The following is a 22,743-nucleotide window of genomic DNA, read 5'->3' on the forward strand; positions in this document are numbered from 1 at the left end:
CAGACCACGGTACGGGGGCCGGTCAACAAGGGTCAAACCGACCTCTATATGCCATCGAGGACCACCCGTCCATCCGACACGCCGAGCGATGTTCCCCGGGTGGGGAAATCCGCTTGAACTGGGTCTGGCACGCTGCTAGCGTCGCCGCGGTATCGCGACTTTTCCACAGTGGGTTACTCCCCCCCGGTGCCGATGCACATTGTGTGGAAAACCATGTGGAGCAACTGGAGGTACCACGAATGGCTGAGGCGTCGGAGCCGGGCACAGACATCGATCTGCACGGCATCTGGAGCCAAGCGGTCGACACGCTCTCCCCCGGCGCCAAGGTGTGGGTCTACTCCGCCACCCCCCTCAGCCTTCACGGCGGCATCCTCATCGTCGCGGTCCAGGACGACCTCACCCGAGCCCAGCTCGAGTCGCGCGTCCGGCCGGCTCTGGAGCACGCCCTGTCGGCCCGGCTCGACGAGGAGATCCGGCTCGTCGTCACGATCGAGCCCACCCTCTCCGACGTCCCTGATCTGGCCGTTCAACCACAAGACGACTTGTCGACAAATGGACAGATCGACAGTGAGATGGAGTCGCTGGACGAGGACCTCGACGACGAGGATGACGGGTTCGTCCCCAGCTGGGCCCAGCGCCAGACCCCCTCGCCGCCCCGCAACGGATCGATCGCCGAGGCGCGGATCAACCCCAAGTACCTCTTCGAGAACTTCGTCATCGGCTCGTCCAACCGCTTCGCCCACGCCGCCGCGGTGGCCGTCGCCGAGGCGCCCGGCAAGGCGTACAACCCGCTCGTCATCCACGGCGAGTCCGGGCTCGGCAAGACCCACCTGCTGCACGCCATCGGCCATTACGTCCTGAACCTCTACCCCTCCTCGCGCGTGCGGTACGTCAACACCGAGGAGTTCACCAACGACGTCATCCACGCGATCCAGGAGCGCAAGACCGCGGAGCTCAAGCGCAAGTACCGCGAGGTCGACGTCCTGCTTGTCGACGACATCCAGTTCCTGGAGAACAAGGAGTCGACGCAGGCGGAGTTCTTCCACACGTTCAACGCGCTGCACAACGAGAACAAGCAGATCGTGATGACGTCGGACCGGCCGCCGAAGGCCCTCCGCACCCTGGAGGAGCGCCTGCGCAACCGGTTCGAGTGGGGCCTGCTCACCGAGACACTGCCGCCGGACCTCGAGACCCGCATCGCGATCCTCCGCAAGAAGGCCGCCAACGAGAAGCTCACCGCGCCGGCCGACGTGCTCGAGTTCATCGCCAGCAAGGTGCAGACCAACATCCGTGAGCTCGAAGGCGCGCTGATCCGTGCCACCGCGTTCGCGAACCTGCAGGGCACCACCGTCGACCTCCAGCTGGCCCAGATCGTGCTGAAGGACCTGGTCGCCGAGGGCGTCGAGCCCGACATCACGGTCGGCATGATCATGGCGCAGACCGCGGCCTACTCGGAGTTCTCCATCGACGAGCTCTGCGGCACGAACCGCAGCCGCAACCTCGTGCTCGCCCGCCAGATCGCGATGTACCTGTGCCGCGAGCTCACCGAGATGTCGCTGCCGAAGATCGGCCAGGAGTTCGGCGGCCGCGACCACACCACCGTCATGCACGCCGAGCGGAAGATCCGCAAGCTCATGGCCGAGAAGCACGCGGTGTTCAACCAGGTCACGGAGCTGACGAACCGCATCAAGCAGCAGGCCCGGCAGTCCTAGCCGTGGCGAACCCTCAACCCGTGATTCACACCTGGGGACGAGCATGTGGGAAAGTCCCCGCACGCCGTGGAAAGCCGCGACGTCCGTGTGAACGCGATGTGTACGCCCGATGGACATCCACAGGGAACGACAGCTCGCCCACGGGTGGAACCACAGCTCGTCCACGGGCCGTCATGGCGTCCCACCAGCACGAACACCGCTTGTCCACGGTTTCCACACCACCTACGACAACGACGATCCATCTATGCATCACGAAGGTTCGTCAAGGTCACCTCGGGGCCTGTGTGTGGATCTCCCCTCGCGTGGCAGGATTCATCCCGTCGGCATCCGTCCTTTCGAAAGGTCCCCGTCCGTGAAGTTCCGCATCGATCGCGACACGTTCGCCGACGCCGTCGCCTGGACGGCACGCAGCCTGCCGAACCGGCCGAGCGTCCCCGTCCTCGCCGGCCTCATGATCGAGACGTCCTCCGACGGCCTCACGCTCTCCGGCTTCGACTACGACACCTCCACCCGTGCCACGCTGCCGGCCGAGGTCGCCGACGACGGCAAGGTCCTGGTCTCCGGCCGCCTGCTGTCGGAGATCGTCAAGGCGCTGCCGAACAAGCCGGTCGACGTCGCGCTCGACGGCACGAAGGTCCAGGTCACCTGCGGCAGCTCGCGGTTCAGCCTGCAGACGATGCCCGTCGAGGAGTACCCGCAGCTGCCGGAGATGCCCACGGCCACCGGCACGGTGAAGGCGGACGAGTTCGCCACCGCCGTCGCGCAGGCGAGCGCCGCGGCCGGCCGCGACGAGATGCTGCCGCTCCTCACCGGCGTGCGCCTCGAGCTCGAGGGCTCCGCCATCTCCCTGATGGCCACCGACCGCTTCCGCGCCAGCCTCCGCGATCTCTCCTGGTACCCCGAGGACAGCAGCCTGTCCGCGCAGGTCCTCGTCCCGGCCCGCGTGCTCGGCGAGACCGCACGGTCCCTGGTCGCCGGCGGCGACATCACCATCGCCGTCTCCGCCGGTGAGTCCGGCGACGGGCTCATCGGCTTCGAGGGCACCGTCGGCAACGGCTCGCGCCGCACCACCACCCGCCTGCTCGAGGGCGACTTCCCGCGGGTCCGCCAGCTGTTCCAGGCGCAGGCCGAGACCGTCGCGTACGTCTCCACGCCCGAGCTGGTCGACGCGGTCAAGCGCGTCTCGCTCGTGGCCGAGCGCAACACCCCGGTCCGCCTGACGTTCTCCGACGGCCACGTGCTCCTCGAGGCCGGCAGCGGCGACGACGCCCAGGCGTCGGAGTCCATCGAGGCCACCATCAACGGCGCCGACATCTCGATCGGCTTCAACCCGAACTACCTGCTGGAGGGCCTGAGCGTCATGAGCGACCCGGTCGTCCACCTGTCGTTCACCCAGCACACCAAGCCGGCCGCCATCTCCGGTGTCCCGGAGGTCGGAGCAGAGCCGGACGCCGCGTTCCGGTACCTGATCATGCCGGTGCGCCTGCAGAACTGACGTCAATCACGGGAGGGACTGCCATGCACATCGGCCTCGTCGGTCTGGGCAAGATGGGCGGCAACATGCGCACCCGCATGCGCAACGCTGGTCTGACGGTCGTCGGCTACGACCGCAACCCCGACGTCTCCGACGTCGGCTCCCTGGAGGAGATGGTCCAGCAGCTCCCGGAGCCCAAGGTCGTGTGGGTGATGGTGCCGGCCGGTGAGCCCACCCGCGCCACGGTCACCGAGCTCGTCGAGCTGCTCGGCGAGGGCGACGTCATCGTCGACGGTGGCAACTCGCGCTGGACCGACGACGAGAAGCACGCCGCCATCGCCGCCGAGAAGAACATCGGCTACGTCGACTGCGGCGTGAGCGGTGGCGTCTGGGGTCTCGACAACGGGTACGCGCTGATGGCGGGCGGCGACGCCGACGACATCGCCAAGGTGCAGCCGGCGTTCGACGCCCTGCGTCCCGACGAGGAGTCCGGCTTCGTGCACGCCGGCCGCGTGGGTGCGGGGCACTTCTCGAAGATGGTCCACAACGGCATCGAGTACGCCATGATGCAGGCTTACGCCGAGGGCTTCGAGCTGCTCGAGAAGGTCGACATGGTCGACGACGTCACCGAGGTGTTCAACTCCTGGCGCACGGGCACCGTGGTGCGGTCCTGGCTGCTGGACCTGCTGGTCAAGGCGCTGCAGGACGACCCCGGCCTGTCCAAGATCCGCGGCTACGCCGAGGACTCCGGAGAGGGTCGGTGGACGGTGGAGGCGGCCATCGACAACGCGGTCCCCATGCACACCATCGCGGCCTCGCTGTTCGCCCGGTTCACGTCGCGGCAGGAGGAGTCGCCGGCGATGCAGGCCGTCGCGGCGATGCGGCAGCAGTTCGGTGGCCACGCCGTCCAGGCCGCGAAGGAGACCGGCGTCGACCCCGCCGCTCCTGACCCCGACGAGCCCACGAACCCGTCGGCCTGACCCATGCACGTCGTCCGGCTGTGGCTGCACGACTTCCGGTCGTACCCGCAGGTCGAGCTGGAGCTGGAGCCCGGGCCCACCGCGTTCATCGGCGCCAACGGTCAGGGCAAGACCAACCTCGTCGAGGCGGTCGACTACGTCTCGCGACTCGACTCGCACCGCGTCTCCAGCGACGCTCCCCTCGTGCGCGCCGGCGCGGATCAGGCGGTGGTGCGGCTCGAGGTGCGACGCATCGACCGGACCGCGCTCCTCGAGGTGGAGATCACGCCCGGCCGGGCCAACCGCGCCCGCATCAACAAGTCGCCCCTGAGCCGGACCCGCGACATCGTCGGCGTGCTCCGCACGGTGATGTTCTCGCCGGACGATCTTGCGCTGGTGAAGGGCGACCCGTCCGACCGCCGCCGGTTCCTCGACACCCTGCTGACGATGCGCACCCCGCGGCTCGCCGGCGTCCGGTCCGACTACGACCGCGTGCTGCGGCAGCGCAACACGCTGCTCAAGTCGGCCCGCACACGACGTGATGTAGACATGTCGACATTGGACATCTGGGACGACAAGCTCGCCACTCTCGGCGGAGAGCTCGTCGCGCAGCGGCTGCAGCTCCTCGAGGACCTCGGGCCACACCTCGGCAAGGCCTACCTCGAGGTCGCGGCCGAGGCCGCGCCCGACCGTCGCGACGTCCGCGCCTCCTACGTCCCGTCGGTGCAGCTCGACGGCACCAGCACCGAGGCGGTGCGCGATGCGCTGCTCGCCGGCATCGCCGATCGCCGTCGCGACGAGCTCGAGCGCGGAGTCAGCCTCGTCGGTCCGCACCGCGACGAGGCGTTGCTCGAGATCGGCACGCTGCCGGCCAAGGGGTACGCGAGCCACGGCGAGTCGTGGTCGCTGGCGCTCGCACTGAAGCTCGCGTCGTTCGCGCTGCTGCGCGAGGACGACGACGACCCGGTGCTGATCCTCGACGACGTCTTCGCCGAGCTCGACCAGGGACGTCGCGAGCAGCTCGCCACCCTGGTGGCTGACGCGGAGCAGGTGCTCGTCACGGCCGCGGTCGCCGACGACGTGCCGAAGGCCCTGCTCGGTCGTCGCTTCCGGGTGCACGATGGGCAGGTCCTGCATGACCGAGCCTGACGACCCGACCCCCGACGAGCAGCCGGACAGCCTCGGCCTCGCGCGGGACATCGCGGACTCGTACCGCGGTGGTCCGCCGGCCGACCCGCGCAAGCGCCGCCGCCGTGCGCGACCGTCACCCCGCCGTGGCCAGCGCGACGACCCTGTCCCCCTCGCCGACGTCATGGGCGACATGCTCAAGGAGCGCGGCTGGGACGAGCGTCTCTCCACCCAGCGCATCTACACGGACTGGGCCGGCATCGTCGGCCCCGAGGTGGCCGAGCACAGCGAGGTCGTGGGCTACGCCGACGGGATCGTCGAGATCAAGGCCGACTCCACGGCCTGGGCCCGCGAGCTGCAGTTCCTCGCGGCGACCCTGGTCAGAAAGCTAAACGAGGAGCTCGGCCACGGCTCCGTGCTCCGCATCGACGTCCGCGGCCCTCAGGCCCCGTCGTGGACGAAGGGCAAGCGGACGCTTCGCAACGCTCGCGGCCCCCGCGACACCTACGGCTGAGCCGAGACGTGGTCGGCCAGGGTCACAATGAGGGCAGTGGCCAGCGCGAGCACGCCCAGGACGCCGGCGGCGTCGACGAACCCGACCCAGCCGTACGACGGGCGGACGCCGATGCCGACGAGCAGGAGCAGGCCACCGGCCGCACCGACGAGTGCCGACAAGCCGGTGCTGGGCAGCTCGGTCACGTCGTGCGTGCTGCCGAGCACCATGCCGGCGCCGGCGGACCAGAGCAGCGCGACGGCCAGCGCGGCGAGGACGTCGGCCGGGCGGTGCCACCCGGCCACGACGGTGGACGTGCCGGTGGTGGTCACGGCGAAGGCGCCGAGCAGCGCGACGGGCTGACGCCACGACCGCGGCGCGACGATGATCAGGGCGCACACTGCGCCGGCGACGCCGGTGGTGTGACCGCTCGGCAGGCTGTTGGGCGCGACGACGTCGAACGCGGTGCGGTCGAGGATCCCGTGCTTCAGGACCTGCGTGGTGATGTTGGAACCGAGCAGGACGACGAGTGCCGCGACGCCGAGCCGGGCGCGGCCGCGCAGCAGCGCGATGCCGACGGTCACGATCGCGACGGTCAGCACAGCGGTGGCGGAGACGTGGCCGAGCAGGCTCAGGACGGCGAGCTCGGTGTCGCGTCCGGCGACGACGGTGCGCAGCGCGCGGTCGTCGATGCGCTGACCCGCGGCGGTGTGCAGGGCGACCTGCGCGAGGACGGCGAGGCTGACGGCGGCGAGGACGGCGACGGGCAGCGACCGCACGGCGGCCTCACGTCGGACGGCCGTCGAGGTCATGACACTACGATGACGGACGGCCTCAACCGGCCGCCGACCGGGACGCCGTTCTGAGCCGTTTTGAGAGCCGTCAGACGTACAGGGCATGAGGCGGGCCCCTGCGGAGGCGTCTCAGCGGCGCTTTTGAGGCGCTGAGAGCCATCGGAGCGGCCGGACACGTCGCTTTTTCTGGGGACCAACACGCTGGGAGCCACAGAATGCCCCGTATACTGGAATGGTGACCCAAACTTCAGATCCGACCGAGACCACCGACGGCAGCACGTACGACGCCAGCAACATCCAGGTCCTCGAAGGTCTGGAAGCGGTGCGCAAGCGGCCGGGCATGTACATCGGCTCCACCGGTGAGCGCGGCCTGCACCACCTGGTCTACGAGGTCGTCGACAACTCGGTCGACGAGGCTCTCGCCGGGTACGCCTCGCACATCGCGGTCACGCTGCAGGCCGACGGTGGCGTCCGCGTCGTCGACGACGGCCGCGGCATCCCCGTCGACGAGCACCCGATCGAGAAGATCCCCGCGGTCACGCTGGTCCTCACCTCGCTGCACGCCGGCGGCAAGTTCGGCGGCGGCGGCTACAAGGTCTCCGGCGGCCTGCACGGCGTCGGCGTCTCCGTGGTCAACGCGCTGAGCGAGAAGCTGCACGTCGAGGTCAAGCGCGACGGTTACCGCTGGACGCAGAGCTTCACGTTCGGCGAGCCGGACGCCCCGCTCGAGCGGCACGAGAAGACCGACGAGACCGGCACCACCACCACGTTCTACGCCAGCGGCGACATCTTCGAGACCACCGACTACTCCTACGAGACGCTCAAGACGCGGTTCCGCGAGATGGCGTTCCTCAACAAGGGTCTCGAGCTCGTGCTCAAGGACGAGCGCCCGCACGCCGACGACGACGAGGGCGTCGACGAGGTCGAGCGAGAGGTGACGTTCCGGTACGACGGCGGGCTCGTCGACTACGTCGACCACATCAACTCCGGCGCCAAGTCCCCGCTGCACCGAGAGGTCATCGCGCTCGAGCGCGAGGACGAGGGCAACGGCCTGTCGCTCGAGATCGCGATGCAGTGGAACGTCAGCTACGCCGAGTCGGTGCACACGTTCGCCAACACCATCAACACGCACGAGGGCGGCACCCACGAGGAGGGCTTCCGCACCGCGCTCACCCGCACCGTCAACCGCTTCGCCGAGGTGCAGGGCCTCATCAAGAAGAAGGAAGACGCGCTCACCGGCGACGACATCCGCGAGGGCCTCACGGCGATCATCTCGGTCAAGCTCGCCGAGCCGCAGTTCGAGGGTCAGACCAAGACCAAGCTCGGCAACACCGAGGCGCGCTCCTTCGTCCAGACCGTCCTCAACGACGAGCTGGCCGCGTGGTTCGAGCGCAACCCCAGCGACGGAAAGACCATCGTCCGCAAGTCCATCGACGCCGCGTCGGCGCGCCTGGCCGCCCGCAAGGCCAAGGAGCTGGCCCGCAACCGCAAGGGCCTGCTCGGCGGCGGCGGCCTCCCCGGCAAGCTGTCCGACTGCCAGTCGCGCGACCCGGAGGAGTGCGAGATCTTCATCGTCGAGGGCAACTCGGCCGGCGGCTCCGCCAAGGGCGGTCGCGACCCGCGCACCCAGGCGATCCTGCCGTTGCGCGGCAAGATCCTGAATGTCGAGAAGGCGCGCATCGACAAGATCCTGCAGAACGCCGAGGTGCAGGCCATCATCTCCGCGCTCGGCACCGGCGTGCACGACGACTTCGACATCGACAAGCTTCGGTACCACAAGATCGTGCTGATGGCCGACGCCGACGTCGACGGGCAGCACATCTCCACGCTGCTGCTGACGCTGCTGTTCCGGTTCATGAAGCCGCTCATCGACGGCGGGTACGTCTATCTCGCGCAGCCGCCGCTCTACAAGATCAAGTGGTCCAACGGCGCGCACGAGCTGGCGTACTCCGACCGCGAGCTCGCCGCGCTGCAGAAGGCCGGCGAGGAGGCCGGTCGCCGGCTGCCCAAGGAGGCGCCCATCCAGCGCTACAAGGGTCTCGGCGAGATGAACGACCACGAGCTCTGGGAGACCACGATGGATCCCGACGCCCGGATCCTGCGCCAGGTGACCCTCGAGGACGCCGCCATGGCCGACGAGATGTTCACCATCCTCATGGGCGAGGACGTCGAGCAGCGGCGCCACTTCATCCAGCGCAACGCCAAGGACGTCAGGTTCTTGGACATCTGATGACCCAGCCACCGGTGGTCGAGTGCCCGCGAGGAACGAGCGGGTGTATCGAGACCACACAGACAGGACTGACACGTGACTGACACCCCGATCGAACGGGACCGCATCGAGCCGGTCGAGCTGCAGGTCGAGATGCAGCGCTCGTACATCGACTACGCCATGAGCGTCATCGTGTCGCGAGCCCTGCCCGACGTGCGCGACGGCCTCAAGCCCGTGCACCGCCGCGTGCTCTACGCGATGTACGACGGCGGCTACCGCCCCGACCGCGGCTTCAGCAAGTGCAGCCGCATCGTCGGTGACGTCATGGGTCAGTACCACCCGCACGGCGACACGGCGATCTACGACACCCTGGTCCGCCTGGCCCAGCCGTGGGTCATGCGCGCGCCGATGGTGTCGGGCCAGGGCAACTTCGGCTCGCCGGGCAACGACGGCGCCGCGGCGATGCGGTACACCGAGTGCAAGCTCGCGCCCATCGCCATGGAGATGGTGCGCGACATCGACGAGGAGACCGTCGACTTCAAGCCCAACTACGACGGCCGCTCGCAGGAGCCCACGGTCCTGCCGTCGCGCATCCCGAACCTGCTGGTCAACGGCTCGGCCGGCATCGCCGTCGGCATGGCCACCAACATCCCGCCGCACAACCTCCGCGAGGTCGCCGAGGGCGTGCAGTGGGCGCTCGACCACCCCGACGCCGGCCGCGAGGAGCTGCTCGAGGCGCTGATGGAGCGCATCAAGGGCCCCGACTTCCCGACGTCCGGCCTCATCGTCGGCACCAACGGCATCCAGGACATGTACCGCACCGGCCGCGGCTCGGTCACGATGCGCGCGGTGGTCAGCATCGAGGAGGACACCAAGGGCCGCATGCAGCTCGTCGTCACCGAGCTGCCGTACCAGGTGAACCCCGACAACCTGGCCATCAAGATCGCCGAGCTCGCCGACTCCGGCCGGGTGCAGGGCATAGCGGACGTCCGCGACGACTCCTCGTCGCGCACCGGCCGCCGCCTCGTCATCGTGCTGAAGAAGGACGCCGTCGCCCGCGTCGTGCTGAACAACCTCTACAAGCACACCGAGCTGCAGACGAACTTCAGCGCCAACATGCTCGCGCTCGTCGACGACGTCCCGCGCACGCTCACCCTCGACGGCTTCATCACGAACTGGATCACCCACCAGATCGCGGTCATCCGCCGGCGCACCGAGTATCGCCTCCGCAAGGCCGAGGAGCAGGCGCACATCTACCGCGGCCTGGTGAAGGCGCTCGACGCGCTCGACGAGGTCATCGCGCTCATCCGCCGCAGCCCCACGGTCGACGAGGCGCGCACCGGCCTGATCAACCTGCTCGAGATCGACGAGCTCCAGGCCAACGCCATCCTCCAGATGCAGCTGCGCCAGCTTGCGGCCCTCGAGCGGCAGAAGATCATCGATGCCCTCGCCGCGCTCGAGGCGGACATCGCCGAGTTCAAGGCGATCCTGGAGAGCGTCGACCGGCAGCGCCAGATCGTCGGCGAGGAGCTCGCCGCGATCGTCGAGAAGTACGGCGACGACCGCCGCAGCCAGCTCATCGCGGCCGACGGCGACCTCTCGATGGAGGACCTCATCCCCGACGAGGAGGTCGTCGTCACCATCACGCGCGGCGGCTACGCCAAGCGCACCAAGACCGACCTGTACCGCGTGCAGAACCGCGGCGGCAAGGGCGTGCGCGGTGCGCAGCTGCGCGACGGCGACTTCGTCGAGCACCTGTTCCCGACCACCAGCCACCACTGGATCCTGTTCTTCACCACGGCCGGCCGGGTCTACCGCACCAAGGCGTACCAGCTGCCCGAGGGCGGCCGCGACGCCAAGGGCGGCCACGTCGCCGGGCTCCTGTCGTTCCAGCCGGACGAGGAGATCGCGCAGGTGCTGGCGATCCGCGACTACGAGCAGGCGCCGTACTTGGTGCTCGCCACCCGCAAGGGCCTGGTCAAGAAGACTCGGCTCGAGGACTTCAACAGCCCGCGCCAGGCCGGCGTCATCGCCATCAACTTCCGCACCGACGACGACGAGCTCATCGGCGCCGAGCTGGTGAACCCCGAGGACGACCTGCTGCTCATCTCGCGCAAGGCGCAGGCCATCCGGTTCCGCGCCGACGACGAGCAGCTGCGCCCGATGGGCCGCGCCACGTCGGGCGTCACCGGCATGAAGTTCCGCGGCGACGACTCGCTGCTCTCCATGACCGTCATCCGCGCCCGGCACAGCGAGCTCGAGACCGAGGACGTGCCGGACGAGGAGAAGCTGTACGTCTTCACCGTCACCGACGGCGGCTTCGCCAAGAAGACCACCATCGACCAGTACCGGCTCCAGGGCCGCGGCGGCATCGGCATCAAGGCCATGGAGATCACCGAGAAGCGCGGCGAGCTGGTGGGCGGTCTCGTGCTCACGGACACCGACGACGTCATCTCGGTCACCGAGGGCGGTCAGGTCACGCGAAGCCTCGTTTCGGGTGTGCCCGCCAAGGGTCGTGGCACGATGGGGGTGAGCTTCGTCAAGTTCAAGGGGGACGACCGCGTGGTCACCATCGCCCGCAACGCCGAGCTGCCGAGCGACGACGAGGCTCCCGAGACTGACGAAGCAGTGTCCGACGACAGCCCGACCGACGAGGAGCCGAGCGAGTGAGCGACAGCACGCCGGGCAAGTCCGCGTCGGACAAGCCTGTCGCGAGCACGGCCACCAAGCCGGACGCCAAGCCGTCGGACGTGAAGAACGACGCCACGAAGCCGCACGTCGTCGAGCCGGTGAAGGCCGGCACGCGACCGGACCCTCGCACCACCGCCGGGGCCGACACCACGGCGATCATCCCGCCGGTGAAGGACGACCGGGCGGCCCCATCGCCCGCGGTCTCGTCCGCCGCCGCCCCGGCGTCCGCTCGACGCGCCCGCCTCCGGCTGGCCCACATCGAGCCGTGGTCCGTCACCCGTCTGGCGTTCGTCGTGTCCGTGGCGATGATGATCGTCGCCGTCGTCGCGGTGTCGCTGTTCTGGCTGGTGCTCGACATGACCGGCGTGTGGGGACAGGTCAACGACAGCGTCACGTCGGTGCTCAGCGACAGCGAGAACAGCTTCGACATCACCGACTACCTCGGCTTCGGCCGCCTGTTCGGGCTCACCCTCCTGCTGTCGGCGATCAACGTCGTCGTCATGACGGTCCTCGCCACCGTCGCGGCGCATCTGTACAACCTCGCTGCCCAGCTGCTCGGGGGCATCGAGGTCACCTTCCGCGAGGACTGACCACCACTCGGTGGTCGAGTGCCGGCGAGGAACGAGCCGGTGTATCGAGACCACCCCGGCCGATTCGTTCGGAGCGTGGGGCGTGCGGTAATGTTTCGCGCTGTTGCGGGCCTATAGCTCAGCCTGGTTAGAGCGCTTCCCTGATAAGGAAGAGGTCGGAGGTTCAAGTCCTCCTAGGCCCACCGGACCGACTCATGAGCGGAGGCTGCGATGAAGAAGATCCTGCTGCTGGGGGTCGCTGTCGCCGGCGCCGTCTGGGCCCTCGGGCGCAAGAAGTCCGAGCCGACTCCCGACGTCTGGGCGAGGGCCTCCGACCCGGTCTGATCCCGTTCCACCACGGGGCTGTGGCGCAATTGGTAGCGCACCTGCTTTGCAAGCAGGGGGTTAGGGGTTCGAGTCCCCTCAGCTCCACCATCGGTTGACCTCACTCAGGAGCGGGTCGATCCTTTCGGAGTGACTGATCCGCGACGTGCGCGCTGGCTGGCGGCAGTACTTCTGACCCTGGCCGTGGTGTCGGGATGCACGTCGGAGTCCTTTCCGAAGGAGACGCTAGGGAGCCCATCGCCGTCGCCGCGCGCGGACGCAGAGCAGCGTGAGCGCGCCCTCGCCGAGCTGGCGGCGAAGACCGAGGAGCGAGCCAAGGAGCTGGGGACCCGCTCCCGGGTGGAGTCGGCGGCGCTGGCGAGGTTTGGCGACCTGGAGGCGAACGCCGACCTCCGTACTCACCCGGGGCCGGACGGCATGATCTGTGTGGAGATGGCCAGCGCTGAGCCACGGCACGTGGTCGTCGATCCGGAGGACCTCAGCGTCACAGAACCCGTCAGCGGCCTCTGTCCGACCGACTGACGCGGTCCGCTACAGCTTGTCGCGGAGCTCGGTGCCGATGCGAGCGGCGAGGCCGGCGAGTGCGTCGTCGAGCGTCTCGGCGACCACGAGGTCGTCGAGGATGTCCTGACGGAGGAAGCCGGCGTCGACCATGCCCTGGAGGGCGTCGAGCATCGGCGTCCAGAAGCCTCCGGTGTTCAGGAACGCGACGGGGTCCGGGTTGAGCTTGAGCTGACGCCAGCTCCAGACCTCGAAGATCTCCTCCAGGGTGCCGAGGCCGCCGGGCAGGCAGAGGAAGGCGTCGGCGAGGTCGGCCATCATCGCCTTGCGCTCGTGCATGCCGTCGACGAGGTGCAGCTCGGTGAGGTCGTCGCGGCCCCACTCACGCTCGATCATCACGTGCGGAAGCACGCCGATGACCTCGCCGCCGGCGTCCAGCGCGCCCTGCGAGACGTCGCCCATCAGGCCGTGGCCGCCACCGCCGTAGACGAGGCCGATGCCGCGCTCGGCGAGTCCGCGACCCACCTCGTAGGCGGCGCGGCCGAGCTCAGGGTCGACGCCGGGGCTCGAGGCGCAGAAGACGGCGACACGTCCGAGGGGTTGGTCCACGACGACGAAGTCTAGGCGGGCGCCTCATCGCATCCGCGGGTCCTCGGTCGGGTCGGCGTACATGGCGGGGCAGCCCTGCTGCGGGGCGTCGGGGCGGAGCTGGAAGTGCCAGACCTCGTTGCCGTAGGTGCGGCACAGGCCGTACCGGGCGCCGTGGCGCTGGAGCCACTGTGCGGCGCGATTGGACGAGACGTCGACCGCGTCGCCGGAGACGTGCGCGGACTTGTCCGGCGCGGCCACCCAGCGTGACGCCGCGGCCACGGACCCGTACTTGCCGACCGCCTCGCGGAGCAGCTGGTCCTGGTACTCGGGTGAGCGCCAGCCGCTGGTGATCCGGACGGTCACGCCGGCCTGGTCGGCGTCGGTCGCGGCACGGCGCAGCGCGGCGAGCAGGTCGTCGTCGAGCTTGGCGACGGCGGGGATGCCGTCGTCGAAGACGGAGGCGGTCTCGGGGATGACGCCGTCCCGCGCGGAGAGGACGCCGCTGGAGTTGTCCTTCAGGAGCTCGCCGAACGGGACGTCGTCCGCCGACGCCGACGCCGACGACGAGGACGAGGCCGTCCCGTGGTCGAGGGAGACGACGGTGATGGTGCCGACGACGGCCAGGGCGATGAGCAGGAGCCAGGGTGTGCGATTCATGGCTCGAGTCCACGAGATCCCGCGTTGCCAGGCCGTATGCGGTTTCGGTACACGGACGATATGCCCGGACTCGTACAGTCGAGGGGTGCGCGTGCTGGTCGTCGAGGACGAGCCCTACATGGCCGAGGCCATCCGGGCCGGCCTGCGCCTGGAGGCGATCGCGGCCGACGTCGCCGGCGACGGCGACACCGCGCTCGAGCTGCTGAGCGTCAACGCGTACGACATCGCGGTCCTCGACCGCGACGTCCCCGGCCCGTCGGGCGACGAGATTGCCGAGAGCATCGTCGCGTCCGGCAGCGGCATGCCGATCCTGATGCTGACGGCCGCCGACCGGCTCGACGACAAGGCGTCCGGCTTCGAGCTCGGCGCCGACGACTACCTGACCAAGCCGTTTGACCTCCGCGAGCTCGTGCTCCGGCTCCGCGCACTCGACCGCCGGCGCGGCCATCGGCGGCCGCCCGTGCTCGAGGTCGCCGGACTGCGGCTCGACCCGTTCCGTCGGGAGGTCTACCGCGACGGGCGGTACGTCGCGCTGACCCGCAAGCAGTTCGCGGTCCTCGAGGTGCTGATGGGAGCGCAGGGCGGCGTCGTCAGCGCGGAGGAGCTGCTCGAGCGCGCCTGGGACGAGAACGCCGACCCCTTCACCAACGCGGTGCGCATCACCGTGTCCGCACTCCGCAAGCGGCTCGGCGAGCCCTGGCTGATCGCCACCGTGCCCGGCGTCGGGTACCGCATCGACACCCCGAGCGACGATGGCTAGGCAGCCCGGGCTGAGCGTCCGGCTCAAGCTCACGCTCAGCTACGTCGGCCTCCTGATGGTGGCCGGCACCCTGCTGCTCGCGACGGTGTGGGTCTTCCTCCTCCGCTACGTCCCCGACGGCCCTGGTTTCGGGAACGGCCCGTTCAACCCCACCCGCTCGGACCTCCTCGACGCGTTCACGCCGCGGGCCGCGCAGGCGCTCGGGTTCCTGCTCGTGTTCAGCGTCGTCGGCGGCTGGATCGTGGCCGGCCGGATGCTCTCGCCACTGCGGAAGATCACCGACGCCACCCGGCGGGCCGCCGCCGGCTCGCTGTCGCACCGGATCGAGATGGAGGGGCGCGACGACGAGCTCCGCGAGCTCGCCGACGCCTTCGACGCCATGCTGGCCCGGCTCGAGGCGCAGGTGGCGGAGCAGCAGCGGTTCGCCGCGAACGCGTCGCACGAGCTGCGCACCCCGCTCGCCGTCACCCAGACGTTGCTCGACGTCGCCCGCACCGACCCGGACCACGACTCCCGTGAGCTCGTGGAGCGGCTGCACGCCGTCAACGCGCGCGCGATCGAGCTGACCGAGGCGTTGCTGCTGCTCAGCCGCACGGACCAACGGTCGTTCACGCGCGAGCACGTCGACCTGTCCCTGCTGGCCGAGGAGGCGACCGAGACCCTGCTCGCCCTCGCGGAGAAGCGCGGCGTGGTGCTCGAGACGTCGGGCGAGGCCGCCCCGACGCTGGGCTCGCCGACCCTGCTGCTGCAGATGACCACGAACCTCGTGCACAACGCGATCGTGCACAACCTCCCGGCCGACGGCGCCGTGTGGGTGCGGACCGGGACGCGGTCCGGGCGCGCGTGGCTCACCGTCGAGAGCTCCGGCGAGCGGCTCACCCCGCAGCTGGTCGCCACGCTCGTCGAGCCGTTCCAGCGCGGCACGCAGCGCGTGCACTCCGACCACGCCGGGGTCGGGCTCGGACTCGCGATCGTCCGGAGCATCGTCCAGGCCCACGACGGCACGCTGACTCTCGCGCCACGCGACGAGGGCGGGCTCAGCGTCACCGTGCGGCTGCCTGACCAGCCCGCGTAGGCATCCTTCACCCCGTGTGAAAAGATGGTTGGCAGCTGCAAAAGAGCGGCTGTTCGCACGATCTCCAGGAAGTTGCCCCTCCCATGTCCGAGAGATCGCTCTCTTTTGCCGACTTCGTCGAACAGGTTCGCTCGAACCTGAGCTCCGACACCGCGTCCCTCCTGCTGATGGACGAGTCGCGCACCGTGCTCGAGCCGGCTGCATCAGCCGGCCTCGGCGGCCAGTGGCGTGGCGCCACCCACGTCCGCCTGGGCCGCGGGTTCGCCGGGCGGGTCGCGGAGTCCGGCCAGCCGGTGTTTCTCGACCACATCACCCCGGAGTCGGTCCTGAACCCGATCTTGCGCGACTCCGGCGTCCACAGCCTCCTCGGCGTCCCGGTGGAGCACGGCGACCTGGTGCTCGGCGTCCTGCACGTGGGGAGCAAGACCCCGCGAAGGTTCGACGACCACGACCGCGAGCTCCTCGAGAAGGCCGCTGCCGAGATCGCCCAGCGGCTCACCAGGACCAACGGCGCCGACGACCACACCGCGGCTCTCGCGCTGCAGCGCAGCCTCCTGCCCGCGGCGCCGCCGCTGATCGAGGGGCTCGACGTGGCGGTCCGCTATCTGCCGTCCGCCGGCGACGTCGGCGGCGACTGGTACGACATCTTCACGCTGCCGGGCGGCGACGTCGCGCTCGTGATGGGCGACGTCCAGGGCCACGGACTCCGGTCCGCCGTGGTGATGGGACGGCTCCGCAGCGCGCTGCGCGCCTACGCACTCGAGACCCACGAGCCGGCGGAGATCCTGCGCCGGCTCGACCGCAAGCTCACGCACTTCGAGACCGGGACGCTGGCCACGGTGGCGCTGGCGATCACCCGTCCGCCGTTCGACTCCGTCACGCTGTCCCTCGCCGGGCACCCGGCGCCGGTCCTCGCGCGGCCAGGCGAGCAACCCGCCGAGCTGGAGGTCGAGGAGCGTGACCTCATGCTCGGCGTCGACCCGGAGACGCCGCGCACGCAGGTCGAGATCCCGTTCCCGGTCGGCACGGCGCTCGGCTTCTACACCGACGGACTGATCGACCTCCGGCCCGGGACCAAGCTGGTCACGCCACGCGCGTACCGGATGCAGGCCATCTGCGGGCGCATGAAGGCGGACCAGGACGCGGAGACGATCTGCTCGCGCATGGTCGCGGTGGCCCTCGGCGACGAGGAGCTCACCGACGACGTGGCGCTCATGGTCGTCCGTCACGAACGCTGACGGACCGGGGGCGTACGGTCACGGGGTGTACGCGTTGCGGCCGCTGGGGCCAGAGCACGAGCAGGCCGTGCTGGCCTTCGAGCTCGAGAACCGCGACTACTTCCGCGAGCTCATCGCCGACCGTGGCGACGAGTACTTCGAGCACTACTCCCAGCGGCACCGCGCGCTGCTGATCGAGCAGGTCGCCGGCGTGTGCGCCTTCCACGTCCTGGTCGACGACGACGGGTCCGTCGTCGGCCGGTTCAACCTCTACGACCTCGCCGACGGCAGCGCCGAGGTCGGCTACCGCGTCGCCGCGTCGGTGGCCGGGAGCGGGGTCGCGACCTCGACGGCGCTCGAGCTCTGCCGGATCGCCCGCGACGACCACGCGCTCACCGGGCTCACCGCCGAGGTCTCGGACTCCAACGTCGCCTCGCGGCGCGTCCTGGAGAAGGCCGGGTTCGTCCGGGTCGGGTCCACCGAGGTCGACGGGCAGCCGGCCTCGGCGTTCGAGCGCGCCCTCACCTGACGCACGCCGCTCGACCACTGAGGCTGGAGCGAGCCACGGTCCTTGAGCTGGTCGAAAGGACAGACGTCATTTCGACAAGCTCAATGACCGGTGGTCGAGGCAGCGGAGGTGGGGCTCAGCTGCTCTTCTTGGCCGGAGCCTTCTTCGCGGCCTTCTTGGCCGGCTTCTTCTTCGCGGCGTCGTCGAGCGGGTCGCCGTGGACGGCGTCGGGCGTGGGGCCGGGCTCGGCGACCGGGTCGGCCGGTGCGTCGTCGCCCTTGACCTTGGCCGCGACCTTGGACCCGGCGGTGGTGGCGGCGTCGACGACCTTCTCGCCCGCGGCCGACGCGGCCTGCTTCGCGACGGTCTCGGCCTCCTGAACCCCCTGCTGCACGGGACCGGAGTTCCACACCTTCGACGACTGGCGCTGGATCTGCTCGTACCGCTCGCGTCCCGCCTTGGCCCCCAGGACGTACCCGGCTCCGAAGGCGACGAGGATGGGCAGCTTCTTCACGTGGACCACTCCCTGTCGATGTCTGGTGTTGATCCTAGGAGGCCTCCACCAGCGAGGCGAGCCGGTCGATGGAGGCCATGAGCGCCTCGGCCCCGGTGCGGCGGGCCCGCGGGATGCGGTTCTCGTCGGTGAGGTCGGTCCAGTCGTACGTGTGCCTGACCAGCGTCTTCCCCGGTCCGAGCGGCTCGAGCTCCCAGCGCCAGAGGTGTCCGGGCTGCGGCTTGCCGACCTCCGAAGGCCGCCACGCGATGCGCCGGCCCTCCTCGAACTCCACGACGTGGTTCTCCCGGACCGAGCCGGTGTGGACGAGCATCGTGAAGACGTCGCCGACGGCGTGCACGCGCTGACCGGGCGCGGCCTCCACGAGGTTGTCCATGCCGTCCCAGCGCGGCTGCTGCTCGGGGTCGGCGATGAGTTCGAAGATGCGGTCGGCGGGTGCGGCGACCTCCCGCTCGGCCATCGCGACCCGGGTCTCGTCGGCGTCCGTCATGCCTCGAACCTACGACGGATCGACGACCAATTTCTCCTGCGAACAGGGTGCTTCTGCAACAAGTTTCAGAAAACCCACGTCGTTCCATAACCCAACTGATAGAAACTCCGCAGCGCGGTGTGCCCTTGCCGCGTCATCGGGGTCATCACAACCAACTGGATAGGTCCCATGCGCGAAAACACTCCCGTTCGCTCATCTCGCCTCGGTCGCAAGGGTGGCCGTACCCGGCGAGCCCTTGTGGCATCCCTGGCACTGCTCGCCGGCGCCTTGGTCGTCGCCGAGGGGCCCGCGGCCAACGCTGCGCAGGCTCCGGGCAACGACGTGGCCGCCTGGTCGACCGGTTGGTCCTGGACGTACCAGACGACGTTCAAGTACGTCGACGCGGAGAGCGGCACTGACGCGACGATCAACGAGAACGTCACGTACACCGTCGGCGGCTCCACCACGTTCAACGGGCAGGACGCCTACCAGCTGAACATCAACGGCTCCATCACCGGCGGCAGCGGCAAGGCCGTGATCGAGGGCACCGGCACGGTGAACCTGTCCAGCTTCTCCGGCTCGGTGAGCGGCACGCGCATCGTGCGCAAGTCCGACCTCGCGCTGCTGCAGGAGAACCAGCACCAGACCGCGCACGCGACGGCGAAGTACAGCATCTTCTCGATCGGCGTCGACGCCGTGATCGACCTCCAGCTGACCCCGAGCCCGGGCTGGCGCACCCGTGACTTCCCGCTGAACGCCGGCGACTCGTGGCAGAACGACGAGGGCATCACCTACCACGGTGGCTTCAGCTACTCCAGCTCGCTGGCCGACGGCAACGAGCCGTTCGACGGCAGCTTCGACTTCGACGGCACCTCGACCGTCACCAACGAGACGATCTCCGTCCCGGCCGGCTCCCTCGCGACCAACAAGGTGCACGCCCAGGCCGCGACCGAGGACGGCACGGCCGTCGACGACATCTGGTGGTCCGCCGCCCGGATGAACGACGCGAAGGAGCACCTGCAGCTCCCGCTCGACGGCGCGACCCTGACGATCGACCGCAACCTCAGCTCGTCGTCCACCCCGGCGCCCAGCTCGCCGATGACGCTGCTCGCCTCCCCGTCGCTCACCTGTGCCGGCGGCGAGGTCGCGATCTCCGGCAAGGTCGGCAACGCGTCCGGCGTCCCGGTGGCGATCTACCTCGACAAGTCCCCGATCAACACCAGCCAGCGGATCGCGGCCAACACGACCACCGGCGCCAACGGCAACTTCTCCACCACGGTGACGGCGCCGGTCGAGAGCGACGGCTTCGCCAAGAACGGTGCCCGCGGCAGCTGGGGCGTCTACGCCTCGAGCGGCACCTCCAACGCGGCGACGACGATCGTCGTCACCCCGAAGGACTGCACGACGCTCGACTACACCGGCGTCACGTCGGCGCCGCGCAGCACGAACGCGGCGGTCAGCGCCAAGCTCACGAACCTCGGTGGCGGATCCGCCAGCGGCCGGACCATCACGTTCAGCCTCGACGGCGGCGCGTCGGTGAACGCCGTCACGAACGCGAGCGGTGTCGCCACGGCGTCGTTGCCGACCGGCGCCACCGCGCGGAGCACGACCGTCCGCGCCAGCTACGCCGGGTCCTCGACGATCGAGGCCGCGAACGCCGCGGCGGCGTTCACCGTTGGCAAGGTCGACACCATCACGGCCGTCTCGCCCTCGCTGCCGAGCGTCGAGGCGAACGAGCCGGTGACCTTCACGGCCGACGTGACCCCGGGCCAGTCCGGTGTCGGTGACGCCGACGGCACGGTCCAGTTCAAGATCGACGGCAACAACTTCGGTGCCGCCGTGCCGCTGTCCGGCGGCTCGGCCACCAGCGCCGCGTTCAGCACGGGTGACATCGGCCAGCACGACGTCCAGGCCGTGTACTCCGGCAGCGCCGGCTTCAACGGCAGCTCGTCGGCAACGACGATCTTCGAGGTCACCACACCACGTGCCCCGACCACGACCACTGCGTCGGTGAGCCCCTCGACCTCGGTGTTCGGCCAGACCGTCACGCTGTCGGCCGACGTCTCCCCGAACGGTGGGGGCGCGACCCCGACCGGCTCGGTGACCTTCAAGCGAGGCGCCACGACGATCGGCCACGCCGACCTCGACGCCTCCGGTCACGCGACGCTCGACACGGGCTCGCTGGCGGTCGGCTCCGGGACGATCACCGCGGTCTACGGCGGTGACGGCACGTACAAGAGCAGCACGTCCACGCCGCAGAGCGCGGTCGTGAACAAGGCCTCCTCGGTGGTCGCGCTGCAGTCCTCGCAGTCGCCGACGATGACCGGCGAGGCCGTCGACTTCAGCGCCACCGTCGGCGCCGTCGCCCCGGGCGCCGGCACCCCGACCGGCACCGTGCAGCTGCAGGTCGACGGCTCGGACGTCGGCTCCCCGGTCGCCCTGGTCGGCGGCGTCGCGTCGTTCGACCCGGTGACCTCGCTGGGCGCCGGCCCCCACACGGTCAAGGCCGTCTACAGCGGCAGCGGCAGCTTCCTGGGCGACGACGACTCCATCACCCAGACGGTGGAGAAGGCGGCCACGAGCACGTCGGTGATCACGTCGCCGTCGACCTCGAACGAGGGCTCCAACGTCACGGTCACGGCCGCGGTCACCGCAAGCTCCCCCGGCTCGGGCACCCCGACCGGAACGGTGTCGTTCACCGCCGACGGCGAGTCCATCGGCGCCGCGGCGATCGACGGCGACGGACTCGCGTCAATCTCCATCGACTCGCTGACCCCGGGTGACCACGAGATCAAGGCCACCTACGGCGGCAGCTCCGACTACACGGGCAGCGCCAGCGACACGGTGACCCACTCGGTCATCGAGGGCGCCGCGATCATCGGCACCTCGGTCGACCTCAGCTCGACGGAGAACCCGACGACCTACGGCAAGCTGATCCGCTTCACCGCCCACGTCTCCGCGCAGGACGGCAGCTCGCCGACCGGCTCGGTCCAGTTCTCCGTGGACGGCACGAACATCGGCGGACCCGTCGCCATCAACGGCGACGGCGAGGCCCAGAGCGCTCAGCTGAACGCACCCGAGCCGGGTGACCACACGGTCATCGCGACGTTCCTGCCCGACGCCGGCTACTCCGGCAACGGCGCGATCTTCACGCAGACCGTGACGGACGCCGACGTGGACCTGGCTCTGGCCTCGTCCGACCCGAGCAGCGACTACGGGCAGGCCGTCCACTTCACGGCGCACGTGACCTCGGCGCAGGCCGGCACGGCGTCGCCGACCGGCTACGTCCAGTTCAGCGTCGACGGCGTTGCCCTCGGTGACGCGGTCGAGATCAACAGCGGCGGCACGGCCGTCAGCCCGTCGATCGACGACCTCGCACCGGGCGACCACGCGGTCACCGCGCTGTACTCCGGTGACGAGCACTTCCTGTCCGACAGCACCGCGCTGACGCAGGAGGTCCAGAAGGTCGGCACGACGACGACGCTCACCGCGTCGCCGGCGTCGAGCACCTACGGCGACGCGGTCACCCTGACCGCGACGGTCTCGCCGGCGCAGTCGTCGGCCGGGACCCCGGTCGGCTCCGTGGAGTTCATCGACGGATCGACGTCGCTCGGCACCGTGGCGGTCGACGCCAACGGCAAGGCGACGCTGACGCGCAGCGACATCGGCGCGGGATCGCACTCCGTGAAGGCGGTCTACTCCGGCTCGCCGGTGTTCGCCGCCAGCACGTCGGCGGCGAAGACGCTGAGCATCGCGAAGCGAGCCACCAGCATCTCCGCCGACCCCGCGGTGGTGAAGCTGCTGCCGCTGGGCCTGCCGCTCGGCCAGCTGAAGGTCAAGGTCAGCTCCACGCTCGGCCCGCTGGCCGGCGTTCCGGTGGTGTTCACGATCGGCAACAACGTCGCCGGGACCGTCACCACCGACGTCAACGGCGTGGCTCAGCTGAGCGCGACCAGCCAGCTGGTGCAGCTGATCCTCCACGGCGGCTACGACGTCACGTTCGCCGGCAACGCCAACTTCCAAGGCTCGTCGGCCCACGGCGCGATCCTCCGATGACCACCCGCAGAAGGAGCACTC

At 69.8% G+C, this 22,743-nt stretch carries 19 protein-coding genes and 2 tRNA genes; 16 read left to right on the plus strand and 5 right to left on the minus strand.

Annotation, left to right across the window (positions count from 1 at the left end):
• Positions 1–239 precede the first annotated feature (239 nt).
• The 5 genes from dnaA to FHP06_RS13575 all read left to right on the plus strand — a co-directional run bounded on the left by dnaA (position 240) and on the right by FHP06_RS13575 (position 5,787).
• Positions 240–1,712, plus strand: a complete 1,473-nt coding sequence (gene dnaA / locus FHP06_RS13555) for a chromosomal replication initiator protein DnaA (RefSeq protein ID WP_147687336.1) — start codon at positions 240–242, stop codon at positions 1,710–1,712.
• Positions 1,713–2,064: 352 nt separating this feature from the next.
• Complete coding sequence (gene dnaN, locus FHP06_RS13560) at positions 2,065–3,207, plus strand: DNA polymerase III subunit beta (RefSeq protein ID WP_147687337.1); 1,143 nt, start codon at positions 2,065–2,067, stop codon at positions 3,205–3,207.
• Between the two features lie 23 nt (positions 3,208–3,230).
• On the plus strand, positions 3,231–4,166 hold the full coding sequence (gene gnd, locus FHP06_RS13565; RefSeq protein WP_147687338.1) for a phosphogluconate dehydrogenase (NAD(+)-dependent, decarboxylating): 936 nt from the start codon (positions 3,231–3,233) through the stop codon (positions 4,164–4,166).
• Between the two features lie 3 nt (positions 4,167–4,169).
• Complete coding sequence (gene recF, locus FHP06_RS13570; RefSeq protein ID WP_147687339.1) at positions 4,170–5,294, plus strand: DNA replication/repair protein RecF; 1,125 nt, start codon at positions 4,170–4,172, stop codon at positions 5,292–5,294.
• Positions 5,281–5,787 (plus strand): DUF721 domain-containing protein, encoded by a 507-nt coding sequence (locus FHP06_RS13575; protein ID WP_187271938.1) that lies wholly within the window; start codon positions 5,281–5,283, stop codon positions 5,785–5,787. Before recF ends, FHP06_RS13575 begins: the two co-directional genes overlap by 14 nt.
• On the opposite strand, the gene FHP06_RS13580 is transcribed toward FHP06_RS13575, so the two are convergent.
• Positions 5,778–6,578 carry a phosphatase PAP2 family protein gene (locus FHP06_RS13580; RefSeq protein WP_147687341.1) on the minus strand — a complete coding sequence of 267 codons (801 nt, stop codon included), beginning with the start codon at positions 6,576–6,578 and terminating at the stop codon, positions 5,778–5,780. The two genes, FHP06_RS13575 and FHP06_RS13580, sit on opposite strands and share 10 nt — an antisense overlap.
• Before the next feature lie 214 nt (positions 6,579–6,792).
• Here FHP06_RS13580 and gyrB point away from each other — a divergent pair, with 214 nt between their 5' ends.
• The 6 genes from gyrB (at position 6,793) to FHP06_RS13610 (ending at position 12,896) form a co-directional block, all read left to right on the plus strand.
• The gene (gene gyrB / locus FHP06_RS13585) at positions 6,793–8,790 is read left to right on the plus strand and encodes a DNA topoisomerase (ATP-hydrolyzing) subunit B (protein ID WP_147687342.1); all 1,998 of its coding nucleotides are present in this window, start codon (positions 6,793–6,795) and stop codon (positions 8,788–8,790) included.
• Positions 8,791–8,865: 75 nt separating this feature from the next.
• The gene (gene gyrA, locus FHP06_RS13590) at positions 8,866–11,439 is read left to right on the plus strand and encodes a DNA gyrase subunit A (protein WP_147687343.1); all 2,574 of its coding nucleotides are present in this window, start codon (positions 8,866–8,868) and stop codon (positions 11,437–11,439) included.
• Positions 11,436–12,050 carry a DUF3566 domain-containing protein gene (locus FHP06_RS13595; RefSeq protein ID WP_230973521.1) on the plus strand — a complete coding sequence of 205 codons (615 nt, stop codon included), beginning with the start codon at positions 11,436–11,438 and terminating at the stop codon, positions 12,048–12,050. Before gyrA ends, FHP06_RS13595 begins: the two co-directional genes overlap by 4 nt.
• A gap of 107 nt (positions 12,051–12,157) precedes the next feature.
• Positions 12,158–12,232: transfer RNA gene (locus tag FHP06_RS13600), tRNA-Ile, on the plus strand.
• A gap of 156 nt (positions 12,233–12,388) precedes the next feature.
• Positions 12,389–12,464 (plus strand) — tRNA-Ala (locus FHP06_RS13605).
• 39 nt (positions 12,465–12,503) lie between these two features.
• Positions 12,504–12,896: a hypothetical protein gene (locus FHP06_RS13610; protein WP_147687344.1), complete on the plus strand. Its 393-nt coding sequence runs from the start codon at positions 12,504–12,506 to the stop codon at positions 12,894–12,896.
• 9 nt (positions 12,897–12,905) lie between these two features.
• Here FHP06_RS13610 and FHP06_RS13615 read toward each other — a convergent pair whose 3' ends face one another.
• Together FHP06_RS13615 and FHP06_RS13620 are read right to left on the minus strand one after the other, a co-directional pair.
• Positions 12,906–13,484, minus strand: a complete 579-nt coding sequence (locus FHP06_RS13615) for an LOG family protein (RefSeq protein ID WP_147687345.1) — start codon at positions 13,482–13,484, stop codon at positions 12,906–12,908.
• 24 nt (positions 13,485–13,508) lie between these two features.
• Positions 13,509–14,123 carry a M15 family metallopeptidase gene (locus FHP06_RS13620; RefSeq protein ID WP_147687346.1) on the minus strand — a complete coding sequence of 205 codons (615 nt, stop codon included), beginning with the start codon at positions 14,121–14,123 and terminating at the stop codon, positions 13,509–13,511.
• An 85-nt stretch (positions 14,124–14,208) separates the two neighbouring features.
• On the opposite strand from FHP06_RS13620, the gene FHP06_RS13625 reads away from it, so the two are divergent.
• From FHP06_RS13625 to FHP06_RS13640, 4 genes are all read left to right on the plus strand, one after another.
• The gene (locus FHP06_RS13625; protein ID WP_147687347.1) at positions 14,209–14,883 is read left to right on the plus strand and encodes a response regulator transcription factor; all 675 of its coding nucleotides are present in this window, start codon (positions 14,209–14,211) and stop codon (positions 14,881–14,883) included.
• Positions 14,876–15,958, plus strand: a complete 1,083-nt coding sequence (locus tag FHP06_RS13630; RefSeq protein ID WP_147687348.1) for a sensor histidine kinase — start codon at positions 14,876–14,878, stop codon at positions 15,956–15,958. The genes FHP06_RS13625 and FHP06_RS13630 overlap by 8 nt, the downstream gene beginning before the upstream one ends.
• Positions 15,959–16,041: 83 nt before the next feature.
• Positions 16,042–17,196: a PP2C family protein-serine/threonine phosphatase gene (locus FHP06_RS13635; protein WP_147687349.1), complete on the plus strand. Its 1,155-nt coding sequence runs from the start codon at positions 16,042–16,044 to the stop codon at positions 17,194–17,196.
• Positions 17,197–17,221: 25 nt separating this feature from the next.
• The gene (locus FHP06_RS13640; RefSeq protein ID WP_147687350.1) at positions 17,222–17,704 is read left to right on the plus strand and encodes a GNAT family N-acetyltransferase; all 483 of its coding nucleotides are present in this window, start codon (positions 17,222–17,224) and stop codon (positions 17,702–17,704) included.
• Positions 17,705–17,819: 115 nt separating this feature from the next.
• Here the strand turns inward: FHP06_RS13640 and FHP06_RS13645 are convergent, their stop codons facing one another.
• Together FHP06_RS13645 and FHP06_RS13650 are read right to left on the minus strand one after the other, a co-directional pair.
• Entirely contained in the window at positions 17,820–18,197 is a 378-nt protein-coding gene (locus FHP06_RS13645) for a protoporphyrinogen oxidase (RefSeq protein ID WP_147687351.1), read from the minus strand.
• Positions 18,198–18,231: 34 nt separating this feature from the next.
• Positions 18,232–18,687: an SRPBCC family protein gene (locus tag FHP06_RS13650; RefSeq protein WP_147687352.1), complete on the minus strand. Its 456-nt coding sequence runs from the start codon at positions 18,685–18,687 to the stop codon at positions 18,232–18,234.
• 237 nt (positions 18,688–18,924) lie between these two features.
• Here FHP06_RS13650 and FHP06_RS13655 point away from each other — a divergent pair, with 237 nt between their 5' ends.
• Positions 18,925–22,722: a beta strand repeat-containing protein gene (locus tag FHP06_RS13655; RefSeq protein WP_147687353.1), complete on the plus strand. Its 3,798-nt coding sequence runs from the start codon at positions 18,925–18,927 to the stop codon at positions 22,720–22,722.
• The last annotated feature ends 21 nt before the right edge of the window (positions 22,723–22,743 follow it).

Source organism: Aeromicrobium terrae, assembly GCF_008039565.1.
Lineage (GTDB): Bacteria > Actinomycetota > Actinomycetes > Propionibacteriales > Nocardioidaceae > Aeromicrobium > Aeromicrobium terrae.